16 protein-coding genes and 1 pseudogene are annotated in these 17,763 nt (G+C 63.7%); 4 read left to right on the top strand and 13 right to left on the bottom strand.

What is annotated here, in order from left to right:
* Positions 1-17 precede the first annotated feature (17 nt).
* The 6 genes and pseudogenes from MF4836_RS21665 to MF4836_RS21640 all read right to left on the bottom strand — a co-directional run.
* Positions 18-344, bottom strand: coding sequence for a hypothetical protein (locus MF4836_RS21665; RefSeq protein ID WP_078471976.1), 327 nt, complete (start codon positions 342-344; stop codon positions 18-20).
* Positions 341-1,093: a hypothetical protein gene (locus tag MF4836_RS21660; RefSeq protein WP_153050252.1), complete on the bottom strand. Its 753-nt coding sequence runs from the start codon at positions 1,091-1,093 to the stop codon at positions 341-343. The genes MF4836_RS21665 and MF4836_RS21660 overlap by 4 nt, the downstream gene beginning before the upstream one ends.
* Before the next feature lie 14 nt (positions 1,094-1,107).
* Complete coding sequence (locus MF4836_RS21655; RefSeq protein ID WP_078471974.1) at positions 1,108-1,419, bottom strand: hypothetical protein; 312 nt, start codon at positions 1,417-1,419, stop codon at positions 1,108-1,110.
* A gap of 35 nt (positions 1,420-1,454) precedes the next feature.
* Positions 1,455-1,853: a hypothetical protein gene (locus tag MF4836_RS21650; RefSeq protein WP_078471973.1), complete on the bottom strand. Its 399-nt coding sequence runs from the start codon at positions 1,851-1,853 to the stop codon at positions 1,455-1,457.
* Complete coding sequence (locus MF4836_RS21645) at positions 1,850-2,281, bottom strand: hypothetical protein (RefSeq protein ID WP_078471972.1); 432 nt, start codon at positions 2,279-2,281, stop codon at positions 1,850-1,852. The genes MF4836_RS21650 and MF4836_RS21645 overlap by 4 nt, the downstream gene beginning before the upstream one ends.
* Before the next feature lie 497 nt (positions 2,282-2,778).
* Positions 2,779-3,384, bottom strand: a pseudogene (locus MF4836_RS21640) (LuxR C-terminal-related transcriptional regulator); the annotation flags it as partial.
* 136 nt (positions 3,385-3,520) lie between these two features.
* Here MF4836_RS21640 and MF4836_RS21635 point away from each other — a divergent pair.
* Positions 3,521-5,179, top strand: a complete 1,659-nt coding sequence (locus MF4836_RS21635) for an ATP-binding response regulator (protein WP_078471971.1) — start codon at positions 3,521-3,523, stop codon at positions 5,177-5,179.
* On the opposite strand, the gene MF4836_RS21630 is transcribed toward MF4836_RS21635, so the two are convergent.
* The 6 genes from MF4836_RS21630 to MF4836_RS21605 form a co-directional block, all read right to left on the bottom strand.
* Positions 5,157-5,804 (bottom strand): hypothetical protein, encoded by a 648-nt coding sequence (locus tag MF4836_RS21630; RefSeq protein ID WP_078471970.1) that lies wholly within the window; start codon positions 5,802-5,804, stop codon positions 5,157-5,159. The two genes, MF4836_RS21635 and MF4836_RS21630, sit on opposite strands and share 23 nt — an antisense overlap.
* Before the next feature lie 105 nt (positions 5,805-5,909).
* Positions 5,910-6,203: a hypothetical protein gene (locus tag MF4836_RS21625; protein ID WP_078471969.1), complete on the bottom strand. Its 294-nt coding sequence runs from the start codon at positions 6,201-6,203 to the stop codon at positions 5,910-5,912.
* A gap of 223 nt (positions 6,204-6,426) precedes the next feature.
* On the bottom strand, positions 6,427-6,747 hold the full coding sequence (locus tag MF4836_RS21620) for a hypothetical protein (RefSeq protein ID WP_078471968.1): 321 nt from the start codon (positions 6,745-6,747) through the stop codon (positions 6,427-6,429).
* Positions 6,748-7,266: 519 nt separating this feature from the next.
* Entirely contained in the window at positions 7,267-9,687 is a 2,421-nt protein-coding gene (locus MF4836_RS21615) for a glucose/quinate/shikimate family membrane-bound PQQ-dependent dehydrogenase (protein WP_078471967.1), read from the bottom strand.
* Positions 9,688-9,816: 129 nt separating this feature from the next.
* Positions 9,817-11,190, bottom strand: coding sequence for a carbohydrate porin (locus MF4836_RS21610; RefSeq protein WP_078471966.1), 1,374 nt, complete (start codon positions 11,188-11,190; stop codon positions 9,817-9,819).
* Between the two features lie 243 nt (positions 11,191-11,433).
* A complete protein-coding gene (locus MF4836_RS21605) occupies positions 11,434-12,639 on the bottom strand; it encodes a benzoate/H(+) symporter BenE family transporter (protein ID WP_078471965.1) in 1,206 nt (401 codons plus the stop codon).
* Between the two features lie 332 nt (positions 12,640-12,971).
* Here MF4836_RS21605 and MF4836_RS21600 point away from each other — a divergent pair, with 332 nt between their 5' ends.
* Complete coding sequence (locus MF4836_RS21600; RefSeq protein WP_078471964.1) at positions 12,972-14,372, top strand: aminotransferase-like domain-containing protein; 1,401 nt, start codon at positions 12,972-12,974, stop codon at positions 14,370-14,372.
* A 114-nt stretch (positions 14,373-14,486) separates the two neighbouring features.
* Here the strand turns inward: MF4836_RS21600 and MF4836_RS21595 are convergent, their stop codons facing one another.
* Entirely contained in the window at positions 14,487-16,526 is a 2,040-nt protein-coding gene (locus tag MF4836_RS21595) for a TonB-dependent receptor (protein ID WP_078471963.1), read from the bottom strand.
* 329 nt (positions 16,527-16,855) lie between these two features.
* On the opposite strand from MF4836_RS21595, the gene MF4836_RS21590 reads away from it, so the two are divergent.
* Positions 16,856-17,086, top strand: coding sequence for a VF530 family DNA-binding protein (locus MF4836_RS21590; RefSeq protein WP_020298531.1), 231 nt, complete (start codon positions 16,856-16,858; stop codon positions 17,084-17,086).
* 10 nt (positions 17,087-17,096) lie between these two features.
* Positions 17,097-17,762 carry a Pr6Pr family membrane protein gene (locus MF4836_RS21585; RefSeq protein WP_078471962.1) on the top strand — a complete coding sequence of 222 codons (666 nt, stop codon included), beginning with the start codon at positions 17,097-17,099 and terminating at the stop codon, positions 17,760-17,762.
* The last annotated feature ends 1 nt before the right edge of the window (position 17,763 follow it).

Genomic DNA, 17,763 nt, shown 5'->3' with positions numbered 1-17,763 from the left:
GGCGATCCTGGGGGGATTTAAAAGTAGAAAAACAGACCACTGGCCTTGGCGCGGGCAAGGGTTGTGAGTTGCAGCAACGAGGTCTTGAGCGCGGGCGCCAGAGGCGTTTGCTCGATCAGCGCCTGGGCCGTGGCCAGTGCCTCGGCGCCCTGGATGCTGGCGTCTTCATGCTCGTCGATCAGGCAGCCCAACTGCCGATTGAGGCGCTCGATCAAGCCCGAGTCCCACAGCTGTTGATAGTGTTCGGCGCTCAGGGAGCATTGCTCCAGGTCACCGGGCAGGCACTGATCGAGGTCCAGGCGGTGCATCGCCGCCGGGCTCAAGGGAACGACAATCTGCTTCATGGGCCGGGCTCCGAGTGGGTGGGCAAGAGGCAGGCATCGGGCCCGGCCAGCTGCCATTCAAGGCCCTGGGCGAACTGCTCGATGGCGTCGAGTGCCCGGTGCGGGTCCGGGGTCCTGAGTTCGCCCGCCGGGGTGCGGTTGTAGGCCTGGCGTTGGCGGTTGCGCTTGAAGCGCTCAACCCGCAGCACAAATTCGCCGAGCCCTTGGGGGGCGGACTCAAACCCCAGGGTAAAGCCGTGTTCGCGGCCGGCACCGGCGAGCAGCAACGGGTGGTTGAAGGCGGGCAGGGTGCCGGCGCCAAAGGCAACCTGCGGCAGTTGGTGATGGCTGATTTCCCAGCCTGCCGGCAGGCGGATGGCCTGCAAGGGTGCGATAGCTCCGTGGCCCGAGTCAGGGTCGGCCTGCTGGGTGGTGTCCAGCATGAAGGTTTCGAGTCGTGCAATCAGCTGCGCGGTGTCGCGGGTCCTGAACTCCTCGAGCAACTCTTCCTGGCCTGGCGCCGTGTTCGAGCGGTACTGGGGGTAGGTCATCAAGCTGAGCACGAACTCGCCGCCGGGGTCGTCTTCGGGCAGGAAGGCGCAGTCAAAGCAGCGTTGGCCCTGGCGATGCACGCCGCCGATCAGCACCGAGGCATCGAACCATTCGAGGGTCTCCGGGGTGAAGGGCAGTTGATGGAAGGTGTTGAGGGTGATCTGCCAGCCACCGCTAATGCGCAACGGTTGCAGCGGGTAGAGGGGGCGGTGCTTCATGCTGCGGTTCTCGATCATGGGCGATGGTGCAGCGCGTGCAGCATGCCCTGGGCACGGGCCAGGCAGTCGCGCAGTTGTCCAAGGCTGTGGGCCTGTTCGCTCGACAGCGGTTGCTGCCAGTCCTGATCCTTGATCACCGCTACCCGAAAGGCGCCGTGCTCAGCGAATTCGGGGTACCAGCCCACGTCCAGCAGCCAGTGCTCGCCGTACTCGACTTGCAGCAAGTCCTCCTTCAGCGCGTCGAGTTGGCGGGCCAGTGGCTGGTCGGACAGGGACGACAAGTCGTCGAAGCGGATATTTCCCGTGAGCAGGCTCAGGTCGAACACTGTTGGCTTCCTTTGCAAAGGGTGAGGCAGGCGGCTCAGGCCTGGTAGTGATTCTTGAGTGCCTGGCACTTTGCCAGAATATTCTGCCGGTCTTCCTCGACCTGGGTCTCGCACCAATGGCAGAGGTAGCGGATGGCGTGCACGGTGGGCAGGGTGACCTGCTCATCCATGAACTCGAAGGTGATTCCAGGCACGCCCAGCTGATGCGGGGCAATGTTGTCCGGGTCGACGTCGCAGTCGATGGTCAGGCTGGACATCTCGGTGCCGCCGCTGGTGGGGATCAGCAAGTCGTCGAGCAACAGGTGCAGGCAGGTGGCGCCCTCCAGCCTCGAGGCACAGAGCAGGTGATCGAGCAGGCAGTTGTCCAGCGTGCTGTGCTGGGCCTGGGTCAGTTGGTCGATGGAGGGCACTTGTTGGGTGTGGGCGGCGCTCATGGGACGCCGGCCTCGGTTTTGGCCAGCAGCCTGGTCAGCTCGGGCTCGACCTCGGCCGGGGGCAGGCTGGCGATGACCTGCTCGATGCTCGCCCGATAGCGGTTGTCCATGGGGGTTTCGCACCAGTCGAGTTCGTAGATCGCGAGGATTCGGACGTCGAGGTAGGGCGACTCCAGCAACAGGCGTTTGAGCAGGGCAATGGCCGCTGCCGAGCGGTCTTCGCCCAGGCACACCACGCAGCGCTGTTGCCAGTATTGCGCCTGCTGCAGCAGCATCTGCTCGAGCCGTTGCCATTGCACCGCGGTGAAGTCGCACAGCACGGTCTTGGCCACCCGCTGGGTGCTGTATTCGGTCCAGTTGGACGCCTCGGAGTCACCGATGCAGTGCTGCAACTTCAGGATCAACGCGTCTCTCTGTGGCAGGCTCACAGCGCAGCGGCCTTGGCCAGCAGGTTGTTCAATTCGGGTTCAATCTGCTCATCGGCCAGCCTTTGAATGACGGCTTCGATCAGCGGCGCGTAGCACGCTTCGATAGGGGCTTCTGACCAGTCCAGTTCATGGATGGCCGTGACCTGCACATCGAGGTAGGGCGAGTCCTGCAACAGGCTCTTGAGCAGGGCGATGGCCGGTGCCGAGCGGTTTTCCCCGAGGCTTACGGCGCAGCGTTGTTGCCAATACTCGGGTTTGCCCGGCAGCACATCGGCCAGTTGCTGCCATTGCGCGGGCGAGAAGCCGTGCAGCACGCCTTTGGCCACCTGCTCGGTGATGTACTCATTCCAGGGGGCGCTGGGTGAGTCGCCCAGCCAGTGTTCCAGCTGGGCAAATGCTTGCGTCGGGAGCGGCTTGGGCGTTGGCGCGGGCTCGATCGGGCGGGTACTCAAGGGCGCCGGTTCTGCCGGGGAGCTGTCGGCCCCTTGCCAGGCTTCGGCAAATTTTGCCGCTGCCGCCGCGCGCGAGGACACCTTCAGGGTGTGCAGCAGGGAGGACACGTGAATGCGCACGGTGAAGGGCGAAATATCGAGTTCGCGGGCGATCTCTTTGTTGGTCTGGCCCTGGGCGATCAGGCGCAGCACTTCCTGCTGGCGGGTGGTCAACTGGCTCAACTCGTCGCTGGCTTCCAGCGGCAGCAGCAGGCCTGACGGGGCGTACTTGACCACCACTTCGCCCTCGCGAATGGCCAGGATCGCCTGGCCGATTTCCTCGGGGCTGATGCTCTTGCCGATAAAACCGTCTGCGCCGCAGGCCATGACTTCGCCGATCAGGTCCTGGTTATCGACCATCGACACCACGATGATCGAGGTCCGTGGCAGTTGCTGGCGCAATTGGGCAATCATGCTCACCGACCGCAGCCCGGGAAAGCGCAGGTCGAGAATCAGTGAGTCCAGCTCCGCGCCGCTTTTGGCCAGGGCCAGTACCGAGGCCAGGTCGCCGGCCTCTTCGAGCACCGCTTCGGGCAGCAGACGCTGGATGGTGCGCAGCATGCCTTCGCGAAACAACGGGTGGTCGTCGGCTACGATAATCCGGCATGTCATGTGTTGAAGCTCCTTGAGTCACCCAATCCTGGGGGCATGCTACCTTGGCGTCCCGGCGTTGTACCTGTCCGCTTGTCGAGTTCGGCAGGGACAGGAAAAGACCACGACAGCGCGGATTACACAAGGAGGTGAGTGCATGAAAGTTGAAAAAGACAGCGAACTCGATCAAGCCACTTTGCGCATTATCGTCGCCGGTTGTGCCCTGGTTTATGTCGGGCTGATCGGTTTTCTGCCGGGGCAGAACGTCGAGACCTATGTGCCGGTGATCATTTACATCTTCTTGTTCATGCTCGGCTCGATTGCCCTGCGCATGGCCATTGCCCGCTGGCCCGGGCACTACCCGGCACGGCGCATCCTGGGCATGGTCTACGACTACACTGGCACCTCTTACGGCCTGGTGGTGGGCGGGGAGGGGGCGCTGCCGATCTATGCGGTGATGGTCTGGGTCAACCTGGGCAATGGCATGCGCTTCGGCTCGCGCTACCTGGCCATCGCCACCGTCCTGGCGCTGTTCGCGCTGTTTATGGTGTTCCTGCTGACCCCGTTCTGGCAGGCCCAGCCCTATATGGTGCTGATGCTGATGATCACCAGTACGGTGATTCCGGTGTACGCCCATATCCTGCTCAAACGCACCCGCCTGGCGTCGGAAGAGGCGATTGCCGCCAACCTGGAAAAGTCCCGCTTCCTGGCCCAGGCCAGCCATGACCTGCGCCAGCCGATTCACTCCATCGGCCTGTTCACCGCCTGCTTGCGCGAAGCCAACCTGGGGGTCGATGAGCGGCGCCTGGTGGATAACATCGATCGCTCGCTGCTGAATGTGTCGCAGTTGTTCCGCTCGATTCTCGACCTCTACACCCTGGACAACGGCCGGATCCTGCCCAAATACGAAACCGTGCACCTGGGGCAGTTCCTCGGTGACCTGGTACGCCAGAACGCCGAGGCCGCGCGCTGGGCCGGGGTGGAACTGCGCCTGCGTCCCTGTGCCCAGTGGGTCCGGGCCGACCCGGGGCTGCTCGCCACCATGGTCCAGAACGTCCTGTCCAATTGCTTCAAGTACGCGGCGGAGCGCCCGGTGTTGATCGGCGTGCGTCGCCACGGCGACGGCCTGGCCATCGTCATCTACGACCAGGGCCGGGGGATCGCCGAGGAGCATTTACCGAAGATTTTCGACGAGTTCTACCGGGTCCGGCAGCTGCGGGACAAGGACGTCGAAGGGGTGGGCCTGGGCCTGTCCATCGTCAAGCGCCTGGGGCAGTTGGTCGGGCTGGAGGTGACGCTGAAGTCGCGCCTCGATCGTGGTACCGCAGTCAGCCTGCACGGCTTGCAGGCCGCCGCGCCGCAGCGGCTGCGCAGCCGCGATGATGCGTTGCAAAGTGGTTTGCTGACCGGGCTGCGGGTGTGCCTGGTGGAAGATGACCGCAACGTGCTGCTGGCCACCTCGGCATTGCTGGAGCGCTGGGGTTGTGTGGTCCAGGCGGAAACGGCGGCAGAAGACCTGCTGACCGACTGCGACATCATCGTCGCCGACTATGACCTGGGCACCCGTGCCTCGGGCATCGAGTGCATCGACAGCATCCGCGAGCAGCGGGGCTGGGCCGTGCCGGCGTTGATCATCACCGGGCATGACATCGAGAAAATCCAGGCGGCGCTGCATGATCGCAACATCGCCATCCTGTCCAAACCGGTACACCCGGTGGAGCTGCGGGCGACCTTGCGCGCCCTGCGCGAGACGCCGCTGGCGTCTGCCCACAGGGTTGCGGCGCCAGAGGCGGTTACCAGGTCCGGCACGGAATAAGCAGGGGATAGTTGGTCATGGTCAGCTTCTTGTTCTCGCCGCTGGCCAGTTCGACGAATTCATCCAGCATGCCCGAGGACGAAGAGGTCGAACTGCGCTCGGTGTAGTAGTGGGTGGTCACCGGCCCGTAGTTGGTGTTGCTCTGGCCGGTGCCCACGTACTCGTTCCAGCGGCTGGTGCCGTACACCATGTCCTGGCCCTGGACGAAGTAGCGGCCCGCTTGCAGACCCGTGAACTGGAAGATGCCGTTGCCGTTGGTTCGGGTTATCCGGTGTACGGCCACGGCCTCGGGAAGCATGCTCACCGGCGCGCCTTCTGGCTGGGATGAGCGCAACTTATGCCAGGCCTGCAAGTGCGGGGTGACCGGGTAGAGATAGATCTTGACGTCGCGACTGTCCTCGATGCCGTCGTTGCCGACGATGCAGAACTTGCCGGTGAGCGTTGCGGTGCCGGGTTGCAGGGCGGCGCGCGCGGCCTGGGTGTCGAAGGGCTCGTCGGGGTACTGCACGGTGGGAGTCTTGACTGGCGGGTATTCGTCCAGGGTTCGCCCTTGGCGCGGCGCGCAGGCAGTCAGGGTACAGGCGAGCAGGGCCAGGCCTGTCACCATGAAGAGACGGGGTTTCATCAACTCAGGACCTTTTCAAGAAGGGGCGGTGCTCGCCCGACGCTGCCCTGCTGCTACACCGGGGCAGCCCGTCGCGGCGAACCTGATTGGCCAGGGGCTAGCGGTTTACTGCTTGGTGCACTGGGCCGGGAGCGCGACTGCGCCGCCCATGGTGGCGAAGGCGACCATGCCGCCGCTGGGCAATACGCACTCGTATCCGCCGTTGCTGGTGTTGGCGGTGAAGTAGGTCTGGGAGGCGTCGCTCCGCACGTTCGAGACCGTGGAGACGGGCTTGCCGATGGTGGTCTGGGCGCGGTTCTTGAGGTCGTCATTGCTCGGCTTGGCAATGGCGCAACCGCCCAGGGCGAATGCCAGGGCGCTGAACAGGACGAGGGGGCGGACGCTGGAGTGGAGCTTCATGATGATTCTTCCTTGCTGTTTTGTTGTGTTTTCTACGGCGCAGCCGCTCCCCTTACCGCTGGACGGCGGTGTTGAAGAGAACGGGGCGAGTGGTCGGCACTCTAGCGCCGAGGCAGGGGAAGGTCGATTAGCACAAATGGGCTAGTGTCGCTTTGCAATTACGGCGCCTGCGGGGGGAGGCAGAGCGCCTGATGGGCCCGGCTGGATGCAGCCGGGCCGGGGTTCAGGTCAGCAACTGGTGCTGCAGGCGGCGGCCGAGCACGTCCAGCAGGTCACAGCCATCGCGCAGGGGAATGACGCAGAGTTGGGCGAAATCCTGGAGCAGGGCCGGGTGGTTATGCAGGTCGTCGATGCTGGCGATGTTCTCCAGCAACTGGGTGGCCGCGCGAATGCGATGGGTGGCGGCTTCATGCAGCACATCCAACGGGGCCTCGGTGTCAGCCAGCAAGGCGGGGATGGTGCAGTCGTTGCTGGTGAGGGGCATGTAGCGACGGGGGGAAGTCTCGCCGAGAGTAACGGGTGGATCAGTAGTGAGCTTTTTCATTGGTCTGTTCCTAACGTATAAGTCGGAGTCGCCAGAAATCACTTCCACGTAATCAGGTGGCGGCTGTACGCAGGTGTGGAAGACCGGGACGTTAGGCACCCGGCGCACTCAAGAGTGCCCCACGCACAGCCGCCATAAAGTGCAGACGAAAAAACGCCTGACTCACGCAGCTTTGCGCGCCTAACGATATAAGGGCTTCCACACCCTGTCACTGAGTTTGCAGCGACAGGCCAAACCATAGAGTCCGGGGCTCGGCCGGACAAGGTGATGGAAGTGGACGCGTTTTGTAGGAATTTTCCATCCGGCCCCTGTAGCCGCTGCCGCCAGGCTCGGGCCGCATTCGGGCGCTGGCCCTCAGACACACACCGTGATCTACCTGACACTCCACGGCGCCCGCGGGCCAGCGCAGCCTGGCGGCAGCGGCTACAGGTGTTGGTCGGTCAAATGGGGAGGCGCTCGGCGCACAAAAAAAGGCGGCTACCCGAAGGTAGCCGCCTTTTTCATGCCTGCCGGTAAAGCTTATTCCGGCAGTTTGTAGGCAATGATGTAGTCGCCCATTTTGGTACCCAAGGAGCCGTGGCCGCCCACGACTACCAGCACGTACTGCTTGCCATCCTTGCCGGTGTAACTCATCGGCGTGGCCTGGCCGCCCGCTGGCAGGCGCGATTTCCACAGTTCCTTGCCGTTTTTCACGTCATAGGCGCGGATGTACTGGTCCAGGGTGCCGCTGAGGAAGCCGACGCCGCCGGCCGTCACCATCGAACCGCCCATGCTCGGCACGCCCATTGGCAGGCCGATCGGGATCGGCGAGCTGTCGCGGGTGGTGCCGTTCTTGTGTTTCCACACCACTTTGGCGGTGGTCAGGTCAATCCCGGCCACGTAGCCCCAGGCCGGGGCCTGGCACGGTACGCCGAAGGGTGACATGAACGGATGCATGATCACCGCGTACGGTGCGCCCGTGTTGGGTTGCACGCCCGAGGTTTCGCTTTCGCGCTTGCTGCCGGCAGCCACTTCGGCCCGCGGCACCAACTTGGAGACGAACGCCATGTAGTTCGGGCTGGTGAACAGCAGTTGGCGGACCGGGTCCACCGACACACTGCCCCAGTTGAACACGCCGACGTTACCCGGGTAGATCAGGCTGCCCTGCACCGAAGGCGGGGTGTACTGACCTTCGTAGCGCAGTTCCTTGAACTGGATACGGCACAGCATCTGGTCGAACGGCGTCGCCCCCCACATGGCTTTTTCATCCAGTGGCGGTGGCAGCAGGTTCAGGTCCGAACGGGCCTGGGTCGGTGCGGTGTGGTCGCCCTCGACAGCGCCAGTCGGGGCCGGCACTTCGCGGATCGGCACAATTGGCGTGCCATCGCGACGGTCCAGCACATACAGGCTGCCTTGCTTGGTCGGCTGGATCAGCGCCGGTTTGACGCCTTCGGCGGTTTTCATGTCGACCAGGGTCGGCTGGCTGCCCACGTCCATGTCCCACAGGTCATGGTGGGTGAACTGGTAGTTCCAGCGCAGCTTGCCGGTGTCGATGTCCAGGGCCACGGTGCCGGCGCTGAATTTCTCGGCGCCCGGGGTGCGGTCGCCGCCCCACTGGTCAGGCATCTGGTTGCCCAGCGGCAGGTAGATCAGGCCCAGTTTCTCGTCGACGCTGGCCAGGGACCACATGTTCGGCGAGTTGCGGGTGTAGGTCTTGCCGTCAGGCAGCGGGGTGGTTTCGTCGGGGTTGCCGGCGTCCCAGTTCCACACCAGGTGGCCGTCATGCACGTCGAAGGCGCGAATCACGCCAGAAGGCTCGTTGGTCGACTCGTTGTCCGTCACGTGGCCGCCAATAATCACCAGGTTACGGGTGATGGCGGTCGGCGATGTCGAGTAGTAGCCGCCCGGGGTGAACGGACCGATACCGGCCTTGAGGTCGACCACGCCTTTGTTGCCGAAGTCTTCGCAGACCTTGCCGGTGTCGGCGTTCAGCGCGATCAGGCGCGCATCGGCGGTCGGCAGGAACAGACGACGCGGGCAACTGGTGGCAATCGCCTGGCCGGCTGGGGACAGGGTGGCCGGGGTGCTGATGGCACCAGGTTGATTGAAATTGGCTTCGTCGTAGTACGACACGCCGCGGCAGGTCATGTGCGCCCAGCCACGGAAATCATCGCCGTTGGGGCCCTGGATCTGCGGGTCGAAACGCCAGATTTCCTTGCCGGTGTCCGGGTCCAGCGCCAGCACCTTGCTGTGGGCGGTGCAGGCATAGAGCATGCCGTTGACCTTCAGCGGGGTGTTCTGGTTGGTGATTTCCACCGGGTCCTTGGCAGTTGGCATGTCGCCGGTGCGGATGCGCCAGGCTTCCTGCAGCTTGCCGGCGTTGCCCGGGGTGATCTGTTTCAGTGGCGAGTAGCGATCGCCGAATTCGGTGCGACCGTAAGCCTGCCAGTCGCCATCGGGGATGGCGGGCGCGGCATTGGCCACTTCGGTGCTGTCGCGACCCAGGTCGCCGGCGATTTCACCCGGCTGGGTGAACTGGCTGCCTAGGGCAGCGCCACCGGCCACGACCACGGCCACGCTCAACAGCGCGGTGCCCAGCGGAGCTGCGCCATGGCGCAGCAACGGACGGCGGAACCACGGCAACAGCAGGACCACGCCGAGGACAAAGAACAACGACAGGCGCGGCACCAGTTGCCACCAGTCCAGGCCGACTTCCCACAGCGCCCAGACGCTGCTGGCCAACAGCACCAGCCCGTACAGGCCCAGCGCGGCGCGACGCCCCGCCAGCAGCAGGCCGCCGGTGATGATCAGGCCGATACCGGCCAGCAGGTAGTACAGCGAGCCGCCGAGCATGCTCAGCTTGATCCCCCCGGCCAGCATGGCCAGGCCCATTAGCAGCAGCAGGATACCGAGCAGGCTCGGCAGCAGGCGGCTAGGACTTGAAGCACCCTCAGTGCTCATAGTGTGGTTCTCCGTGACGTTAAGAGTTTTCCCGCGCATGTTCACTGTAGATGACGATCAGGCGCGGGCTTGGTTCAGGTGAAAATCGTGGAAAAGCAGTTTTAAGCGCAGTGCGCCGCTGGCCGGGCCTCAGAACGAGCTCTGGATCTTGATCCCGCCGATCAGCGCATCGTCGACCTGGCTGACGCCGCCGGGATGGCGGATGTACTGCAGGTTGGGGCGCACGGTCAGCCAATTGGTGAGGTGCACGCCGTAGTAGAGTTCGGCGCTGTATTCGGTGTCCTGGGGCGGCAGGTAGCCGGGGTTGTCGTAATCGTAGACGGCGTGGGCCTGATTGCTGGCCTCGGCGTTCTTGTGGTACGCCGGGTTGACGTGGACTCGCGCCAGGGCAAAGCCGATGTCGTCCCGCGCCCGTGCATCGAACAGGCCCTTGTAGACCAGGCCGGCCTGGACGTAGTTGTCGATGGCGTTGGTCTTCTTGTCGTGCATCGTCGCGTTGGCGAACACGCTCAGGCCCCGGGAGTGGTCACTGGCGCGGCTCGTCAGTTGCTGCTGCGCGCCCAGCCACAGGCCGTGTTTGCTTGAACTGCTGCGATAGGCCTCGCCACTCAGGGCGGCGGGCTGGCCGTGGCTGTCTTTATAGACGTCGCTGGCCTTGGCGCTGCTGTAGTAGTAGCCGGCGCGGTATTCCCCGGCCAGGCCATCAAGCGTGGGCGTCCACACCAGTTCGACCGGCAGGACGGCGCCCTGGGTGCCGCTGCCGCTGAGCTTGAAACCGTTGCCGCGGTCCAGGTTGGACGGGTTCTGTTCATAGGCGCCGACCTGGGCATAGAGCTCGGGCGTCAGGTGATATTTGACCCGCAGCGCCCACTGGCTGACCGGCCAGTTGTACCAGATGCCACCGACCCAGTTGCCGACCTGGGAGCCGCAGAACGCCAGGTTCTGGAAGTCGCAGGGGAAGCTGTTGAAGTCTTCGCCCTCGCCGAAGCGGCCGGCCTTGATATCGAGTTTCTGGTCGAAGAATTTCTGTTGGTACCACATCTGCGTCAGGCGCCAGGTCTGGCCACGGCCCCAGACTTCCTGGGCGGAAGTGAAGCCGCCGACGCGGGGATCGTTGATCCGGTCGTTGCTGATGTTGTCACCGTCGCGCTTGGTCACCGTCAATTGGAACTCGGCGTCGTCCCAGCCGAGGATCTTCTGCAGGTCCAGGTGGCTGCCGAAGGCGAACTGATCGCTGTAGCGTGCGGTGCGATCGTGGTCGTAGCCGCCATGCAGGTTGGAGCCCATTTCGCCGACGTAATCGATCTTGAAGTCATAGCCTTGTCGGGACAGGTCGCTGCGGCTGCCGTTCCAGTCGCCCAGCATCCACGGTGATTCGCTGTCGAAGGCCGGCGCTGCCTGGACGCAGGTGGCCAGGCCCAGGGCGCCGAGCAGGGTGATGGCTTTGGTGCCGGCCAGGGGGGTTCGGACAGCGCTGTCTTTGGAGTGATGAACGTCAGGCATAAAATTCGGGCGTGGTCTTTTTTTAGGAATGGGCAGATAAAGCAGCGGCGATGCCGGGTCGGTCACGCGGGATCGAACGCCCCATGCTGCTGATTTTAAATAGGAAGATGAAACGGTTCAGCTTTGAGGCAGGAAGGATAAAGCGCCGTCCTGAAGAGAGAAAGCGCTTTATTTGACATGGATCATTTCGGATTCGGTAACAGTGCGCCGGGGCCTGCTGGCCCTGGCGCCTGGCACGGCGGGTTACGAACGGCTGGCCTGGCCGGCCTCGAGGGTTTTGCGCTCACGGGTATAGCTCAGTACAAAGTGCGCCACCAGGCCGAAAATCAGGCCCCAGAACGCCGCCGCCAAGCCCAGGAAACTCATGCCCGAGGCGGTGACCAGAAACGTGATCAACGCCGCTTCCCGTTGTTTTTCATCGGCCATGGCCCCGGTCAGCCCGGCGCTGATGGCACCGAACAAGGCCAGGCCGGCCAGGGAGGCGATCAACTCCTTGGGCAGGGCCGAGAACACCGAGGCCAGGGTCGCGCCGAAAATCCCCATCAGGATGTAGAACACCCCGCAGGCGATCCCGGCGATGTAGCGTTTGTCCCGATCTTCATGGGCTTCGCGGCCGGTGCAGATGGCGGCGGTGATGGCCGCGAGGTTGATCCCGTGGGAACCGAACGGCGCCAGCAGCAGCGAGCCGATGGCGGTGAACGAGATTATCGAGCGCGCCGGGGTGGTGTAGCCGGCGGTGCGCATCACCGCCATGCCCGGCACGTATTGCCCGGTGAGGGTCACCAGTGCCAGGGGCAGGCCGATGTTGATAATCGCGTGCCAGCTCCACTGGGGCGCGGTGAAGATCGGCTGGGCCACGGCAATGGTGATCGAGCTGCTGTTGAGTTCGCCCAGGCCGGCGGCCACCGCGCAGCCCACGATCAGCACCGAGAGAATCGCGTAGCGCGGCGACAGGCGCTTGCACAAGAGGTACGCGGCGATCATCGACAGGACCAGGGCCGGCTGCAGCTTGATCGAGGTGAACAATTCGGCGCCGAAGCGAAACAGAATCCCCGCCAGCATCGCAGCGGCAATGGCCTTGGGCAGGCGGCTCATCAGTTTGTCGAAAGCCCCGGAGAACCCGACCACGGCGATGATCAGGGACGCGACGATATAGGCGCCTATGGCCTCGGGCAGCGACACCGTGGGCAGCATCGATACCAGCAACGCAGCGCCAGGGGTCGACCAGGCGGTGATCACCGGCACCTTCAGGCGCCAGCTGAGCAGCAGCCCGGTGATGCCGCTGCCGATGGAGATGGCCCAGATCCAGGACGACACCTGCTCGCTGGGCAGATGGGCCTGGCTGGCGGCCTGGAACACGATGATCAAGGGGCCGGCATAGGAAATGATCACGGCAATGAGGCCGGCAATGATCGCGGAGAGTGATACGTCCTTTCTGAGTGTGCTCATGGCGTCTCGACTGGGCGCTGGGTGGGCAGCGCATTGCATGCGAAGGGGGCGGCGTCGGCCGATTGATTCGATCGGTGGCGAGTGTATTTCAAACAATTGAATCGATTCAATTGTTTCTCATTGCAGGCTTGGTTTGTGATGGGTGATTTATTGACTAAGTGACTGTATTTAAAAGGTTAAATGTTTTATTGAAATTTATTTATAAGTCGCGTGACCGGATTTTGTTTTGAGGGTTATAGAAATTTAAAACAAATTGAGTCGATTGGATGCCCTGACGTATCGCTGTGATATCCTCCGCCGCTATCCAATGCTGCCAGTGGTCGTGATCATCCATGTGGGTTCCCCAGTTAAGCGAATTCAACCAGCCGGTCTACCTGTCGATCGCCGATGCCCTGGCGCGTGATATCAACAGCGGCCTGTTGAGCGACGGCGAGCGGTTGCCGACCCTGCGCGACCTGGCCGCCACATTGAATGTCACGCCGGGCACCATCAGCCGCGCCTACAGCGAGGCCCAGCGGCGTGGGCTGGTGCAGGGGGAAGTGGGGCGCGGCACTTACGTCCAGGCCCAGCCAGCCCTGGCTCTGCCCCTGTCCCTGCCCCTCAGCCATGAGGCGCCGACCCTGGCCCTGGGCCAGCCTGAACTGCTCGACCTGTCGATCATCAAGCCTTATAGCGAGACCCTGGAGTATTGGCTGCGCGGCGCCCTGGTGGGCATGGCCCAAAGCACCGACTTCGGCCGGGCCCTGGATTACGCGCCGGACGGCGGCCACCCGGCCCATCGCGAGGCCGGTGCGCAGTGGTTGCGCCATGCGCTGCCCGAAGCCCAATGGCAGCAGGTGGTGATCACCGCCGGTGCCCAGCACGGCTTGATGGTGGCCATGAGCGCGCTGACCAACGCCGGAGACCTGGTGCTCTGCGAGGCCCTGTGCTATCCGGGCATCATCTCCCTGGCCCATGGCCTGGAGCGACGCCTGCGCGGGGTGGCAATGGATGAAGAGGGGATCATCCCCGAGGCTTTGCGTGAACTCTGCCTGCGGGAAAAACCGGCGATGCTGGTGTGCGTCGCGACCTGCCAGAACCCTACGGCGGCCATCATGTCCGAGCAGCGTCGGGCGCAGATCGCGGCACTGGCCGAGGAGTTCGACTTCATCATCCTGGACGATGACATCTATGGCTTTCTGGCCACCGACCCGTCGATCAAACCCTTGTCCAGCTTTGCCCCCGAACGTTCGGTGTACCTGACCAGCCTGTCCAAGGCGATCATGCCGGCCCTGCGGGTCGGTTACCTGTACAGCCCGCCGAAACTGCTGTCCCGCCTGACCTCCATGGTGCGCAGCAGCGTGTGGATGCCGTCGCCGTTGACCGCGCAGCTGGCGAGCAATGTGATCAGCGAAGGTCTGGACCGCAAGCTGGTGCAGACCCAGCGCACTGAAGCGGCGGCCCGCCAGGCCATTGCCCGGGAGGTGTTTGCAGGGTTTGAACTCAAGACCCAGCCTCACTGCTACCACATCTGGCTGACCCTGCCCGAGCCCTGGAGCGCGGACGAGTTCACCCACCTGGCCCGGGCCAATGGCGTGCTGGTATTGAGTGGCAGCCAGTTCGAGGCCGAGCGCGGGGGCAACTCCCGCTGTGTGCGGGTGGTGCTGATGTCGCCCACCACCCAGGGTGAATTGCGCTTTGCCTTGACCCAGTTGGCGAGCCTGATCGAGACCGATCCCCGCCGTTACTACTGAGCCACCGCTCCCCTGTGACGGGGGAGCGTGCTCGCGTCCGGCATGCAGTGGCCGCCTATGCAGCCACCGCGATCCATCAGGCAGGCGTCGCCAGTGAGCCCTGCTGCCTCAGGTTCAGAAGGTGGTCCGCAAGCCCACTTCCACGCTGCGCCCGGCCGCCGGCGCGATGTCGCGCAGGATAGAACTGGCGTAGCGCACGGTCTGGTTGGTCAGGTTCTCGCCTTTGACAAAGGCCAGCCACTGGCTGCTGCCGATATCGAAGCGATACCCGGCGCTGGCGCCGAAGGTGGTGTAGCCATCGGTGCCGCTTTCGTTGTCCGGGACGCGACCCTGGCCGGCGGCGTGCTCTACATCCAGACGTGCTTGCCAGCGATCCAGTTCCCACAACAGGCCGCTGTTCAAACGCAGGGGGGCGATCCGTGGCAGCGCCTGGCCGTTGTCGAGGTTGGTGGCTCGGGTGTAGTCGCCTGACAGGTCCAGGGCGAACTTACCGTAGGCACTTTCACCAAGCTGCCAGCGATCCTGGGCTTCGAACCCGACGAAACGTGCCCGCACACCGGAATAGGTGTATTCCGGGATGCCGTCGGCGTCTTCCTCGCCCTCGTCATTCAGGGTGCGACCGCTGCCGAGCAAGCCGATGTAATTGGAGAAGTGGCTGTAGAACACCCCGAAGCTGCCCTTGTGGGTGCCGTTGTCAAAACGCAGGGCCAGGTCGCTGGACACGGCTTTTTCCTTGGACAGTTTGGCGTCGCCGACTTCATAGGTGCCGGTGGCCACATGGGCGCCATTGGCGTACAGCTCGTAGAACGTCGGGGCGCGCTCGGTGTAGCCCAGGGTGGCGGCCAGGGACCAGATTGGCGTCAGGGTATAGACCGCGCCGGATGACAGGCTGCCGGCGGTAAAGCTGCTGGAACGGTTGGCGTTGGCGAAGCGCTCGTTGCCTTTGCCGTCCGGGTCGACCGTGGTGTGCTCCAGGCGCCCGCCGAGGCTGAGCTTGAGGCGTTCGCTGGCTTGCATCTCTTCGAGGATAAACAGCGCGCCGCTGTTGGTATCGGTCTGGGGTACGAAGGCTTCCTCACCCAGGGCGGAAAATTCGCTGCGGCTGACTTGTGCCCCGATCACGCCATTGAGTGGGCCGAGGGGCAGGTGCCGCGCTTCAACCCGGGCTTCATAGCCTTTGTTCTTGAAGGTGGTGCCGGTTTCGCCACCTTCGATCTCGCGGTGTTCGTAGTCGGTGTACCCGGCGTCGAGTTTCACCGAGCTGAACGGGCCTTGCAGGTTGCGCAACTCGGAGGCGAAGGCGTAGTGATCCTGCTTCATGCGGATGCGTACGTCTTCTTCGGCCGGGGAGCCGTAGTTGGAGTCGTAGTTGCTGTAGGACAGGCCGGCATAACCGTCGTCCCAGGTGTAGGAACCGCCGATGGCTCCGCCGTCCTGGCGCCCGTCGCTGTTGCCCAGGCGGCCGTTCTTGGCGTCGCCGTCTTCGCTGGGGGGCGCATGGCGGCTGCGGGCGTCGCCGGGGATTTTCAGGTCATTGAACTGCCGGGAGTTGGCGTCCAGGTGCAGGGCGAAGGTACCGTCGCCGGCTTCCAGCTTGCCGGCGCTGCTGCGGGTGGTGTCAGCGCCGCCATAGCGCAATTCACCGGCGCCGTGGATGCCCTCGATGGCGGCGGTGGGGATTCGATTGTCGAAGCTGTTGACCACCCCACCAATCGCGCTGCCGCCGTAGAGCAGGGCCGCCGGGCCACGGACGATTTCGATGCGTTCGACGTTGACCGGGTCCAGGGGCACGGCGTGGTCATAAGACAGCGACGAGGCATCCAGGGCGCCGACGCCATTGCGCAGGACCCGAATGCGATCGCCGTCCAGGCCGCGAATGATCGGGCGACTGGCGCCGGGGCCGAAGTACGACGACGACACGCCGGGTTGTTTGTTCAGGGTTTCGCCGAGACTGCCTTTTTGTTCCAGGGTCAGTTGATCACCTTCCAGTACGGTGCTTGGCGCAGCCAATTGCGCGCTGCCCAGCGGGTTGGCGGTGATCACTTGCGGCGGCAATTCCACGGCGTGGGCTTGGGAGGCGATCAGCAAGGCGGCGGACAACGGCGACAGGCGCCACAGCAGAGAGCGAGAAGGGCGGGGGGCTGAGAGAGACATCGGTCATTCCTTGGCAAGCGTTGCGCAGAGCGCTTCGAGACAGAAAACAGGCTGGACACGGGGGTGTCCTGAGTGCGGGTGAGTTATTATGATTTGATACAATATAACATCTCTTTTATTTCGAAAAGCCAGGAACTTTTACTGCTGCCTGGAAAATCCCCCTCGCGCTTTCTGTAAGGCCTAGTCTGCGTTCAACTGTTACGCCCACGGCATCGGTGCTGGCCAGCGCAGCCTTCGGCAGCGGCTACAGTTAGGTCAGCGCTCTGGCGCGGGCGCATGGCCTCGGCTAAGGTGCGCGGCTTCCTTTTCCCTTCGCTCAAAGGCCTGGCATGACCGTCACCACTACCGACCCGCTGCATGGCGTGACCCTGGAACAGATCCTCAAGGCGCTGGTGCAGCACTACGAATGGTCGGGGCTGGCCGAGCGCATCGATATCCGTTGCTTCAAAAGCGACCCGAGTATCAAGTCGAGCCTGACGTTCCTGCGTAAAACCCCGTGGGCCCGGGAGAAAGTCGAGCAGCTGTACGTGAAGCTGCAGCGCACCAAACGCCCGCTTTAAGGACCGCGTAATGCTTGCCGCAGCGCTTTGCCTCTCGCGCTACCGGCGCAGCCTGATGGCCGGCGCTGCCGTGCTCGGCTGGCTGGGGCTGACGATTCAGCTGTACCTGATCCTGCTGTCGCGCTGGAACGCCGAAGCCAGCCTGCTGGGTGGGCTGGTGAATTTTTTCAGTTTTTTCACCGTGCTCAGCAATACCCTGGCAGCCAGCGTGCTGACCTGCGCCCTGAACCTGCGGATATCCAGGGGCCAGCAGTTTTTACTGCGGCCCTGGGTCGGCACCGCGATAGCCGCGAGCATGCTGCTGGTGGGGTTGGCCTACAGCCTGTTGCTGCGCCACTTATGGCATCCCCAGGGCTGGCAGTGGCTGGCCGATGAGTTGCTGCACGACGTGATGCCGCTGCTGTTTCTGCTGTATTGGCTGGGGTGTGTGCCCAAAGGCAGCTTGCGCCTGGGGCATGTCGGGCTGTGGACGATCTACCCGCTGCTGTATTTCGCTTACCTGTTGCTGCGCGGCGATTTGCTGGGGCTTTACCCTTATCCGTTCATCAACGTGGACAAGCTCGGTTATCCCCAGGTGTTTATCAACGCCCTGGGGATCCTGCTGGGTTTTGTCCTGATTTCCCTGGTGCTGCTGGGCGTTGATCGTTGGCTGGGGCGGCGCGAGCCCAAGGGTTAGG

It is taken from the genome of Pseudomonas sp. MF4836 (assembly GCF_002018875.1).
Classification (GTDB): domain Bacteria; phylum Pseudomonadota; class Gammaproteobacteria; order Pseudomonadales; family Pseudomonadaceae; genus Aquipseudomonas.
The sequence above is the reverse complement of the archived record's forward strand: the minus strand, read 5'-3'. Positions and strand labels throughout refer to the sequence as shown.

Bases quoted from the DNA above. Each gene is read 5' to 3' on its own strand.
- MF4836_RS21620 (WP_078471968.1), bottom strand. From the start codon at position 6,747: ATGAAAAAGCTCACTACTGATCCACCCGTTACTCTCGGCGAGACTTCC.
- MF4836_RS21610 (WP_078471966.1), bottom strand. From the start codon at position 11,190: ATGCCTGACGTTCATCACTCCAAAGACAGCGCTGTCCGAACCCCCCTG.
- MF4836_RS21615 (WP_078471967.1), bottom strand. From the start codon at position 9,687: ATGAGCACTGAGGGTGCTTCAAGTCCTAGCCGCCTGCTGCCGAGCCTG.
- MF4836_RS21665 (WP_078471976.1), bottom strand. From the start codon at position 344: ATGAAGCAGATTGTCGTTCCCTTGAGCCCGGCGGCGATGCACCGCCTG.
- MF4836_RS21635 (WP_078471971.1), top strand. From the start codon at position 3,521: ATGAAAGTTGAAAAAGACAGCGAACTCGATCAAGCCACTTTGCGCATT.
- MF4836_RS21650 (WP_078471973.1), bottom strand. From the start codon at position 1,853: ATGAGCGCCGCCCACACCCAACAAGTGCCCTCCATCGACCAACTGACC.
- MF4836_RS21590 (WP_020298531.1), top strand. From the start codon at position 16,856: ATGACCGTCACCACTACCGACCCGCTGCATGGCGTGACCCTGGAACAG.
- MF4836_RS21660 (WP_153050252.1), bottom strand. From the start codon at position 1,093: ATGAAGCACCGCCCCCTCTACCCGCTGCAACCGTTGCGCATTAGCGGT.
- MF4836_RS21630 (WP_078471970.1), bottom strand. From the start codon at position 5,804: ATGAAACCCCGTCTCTTCATGGTGACAGGCCTGGCCCTGCTCGCCTGT.
- MF4836_RS21585 (WP_078471962.1), top strand. From the start codon at position 17,097: ATGCTTGCCGCAGCGCTTTGCCTCTCGCGCTACCGGCGCAGCCTGATG.
- MF4836_RS21595 (WP_078471963.1), bottom strand. From the start codon at position 16,526: ATGTCTCTCTCAGCCCCCCGCCCTTCTCGCTCTCTGCTGTGGCGCCTG.
- MF4836_RS21605 (WP_078471965.1), bottom strand. From the start codon at position 12,639: ATGAGCACACTCAGAAAGGACGTATCACTCTCCGCGATCATTGCCGGC.
- MF4836_RS21600 (WP_078471964.1), top strand. From the start codon at position 12,972: ATGTGGGTTCCCCAGTTAAGCGAATTCAACCAGCCGGTCTACCTGTCG.
- MF4836_RS21625 (WP_078471969.1), bottom strand. From the start codon at position 6,203: ATGAAGCTCCACTCCAGCGTCCGCCCCCTCGTCCTGTTCAGCGCCCTG.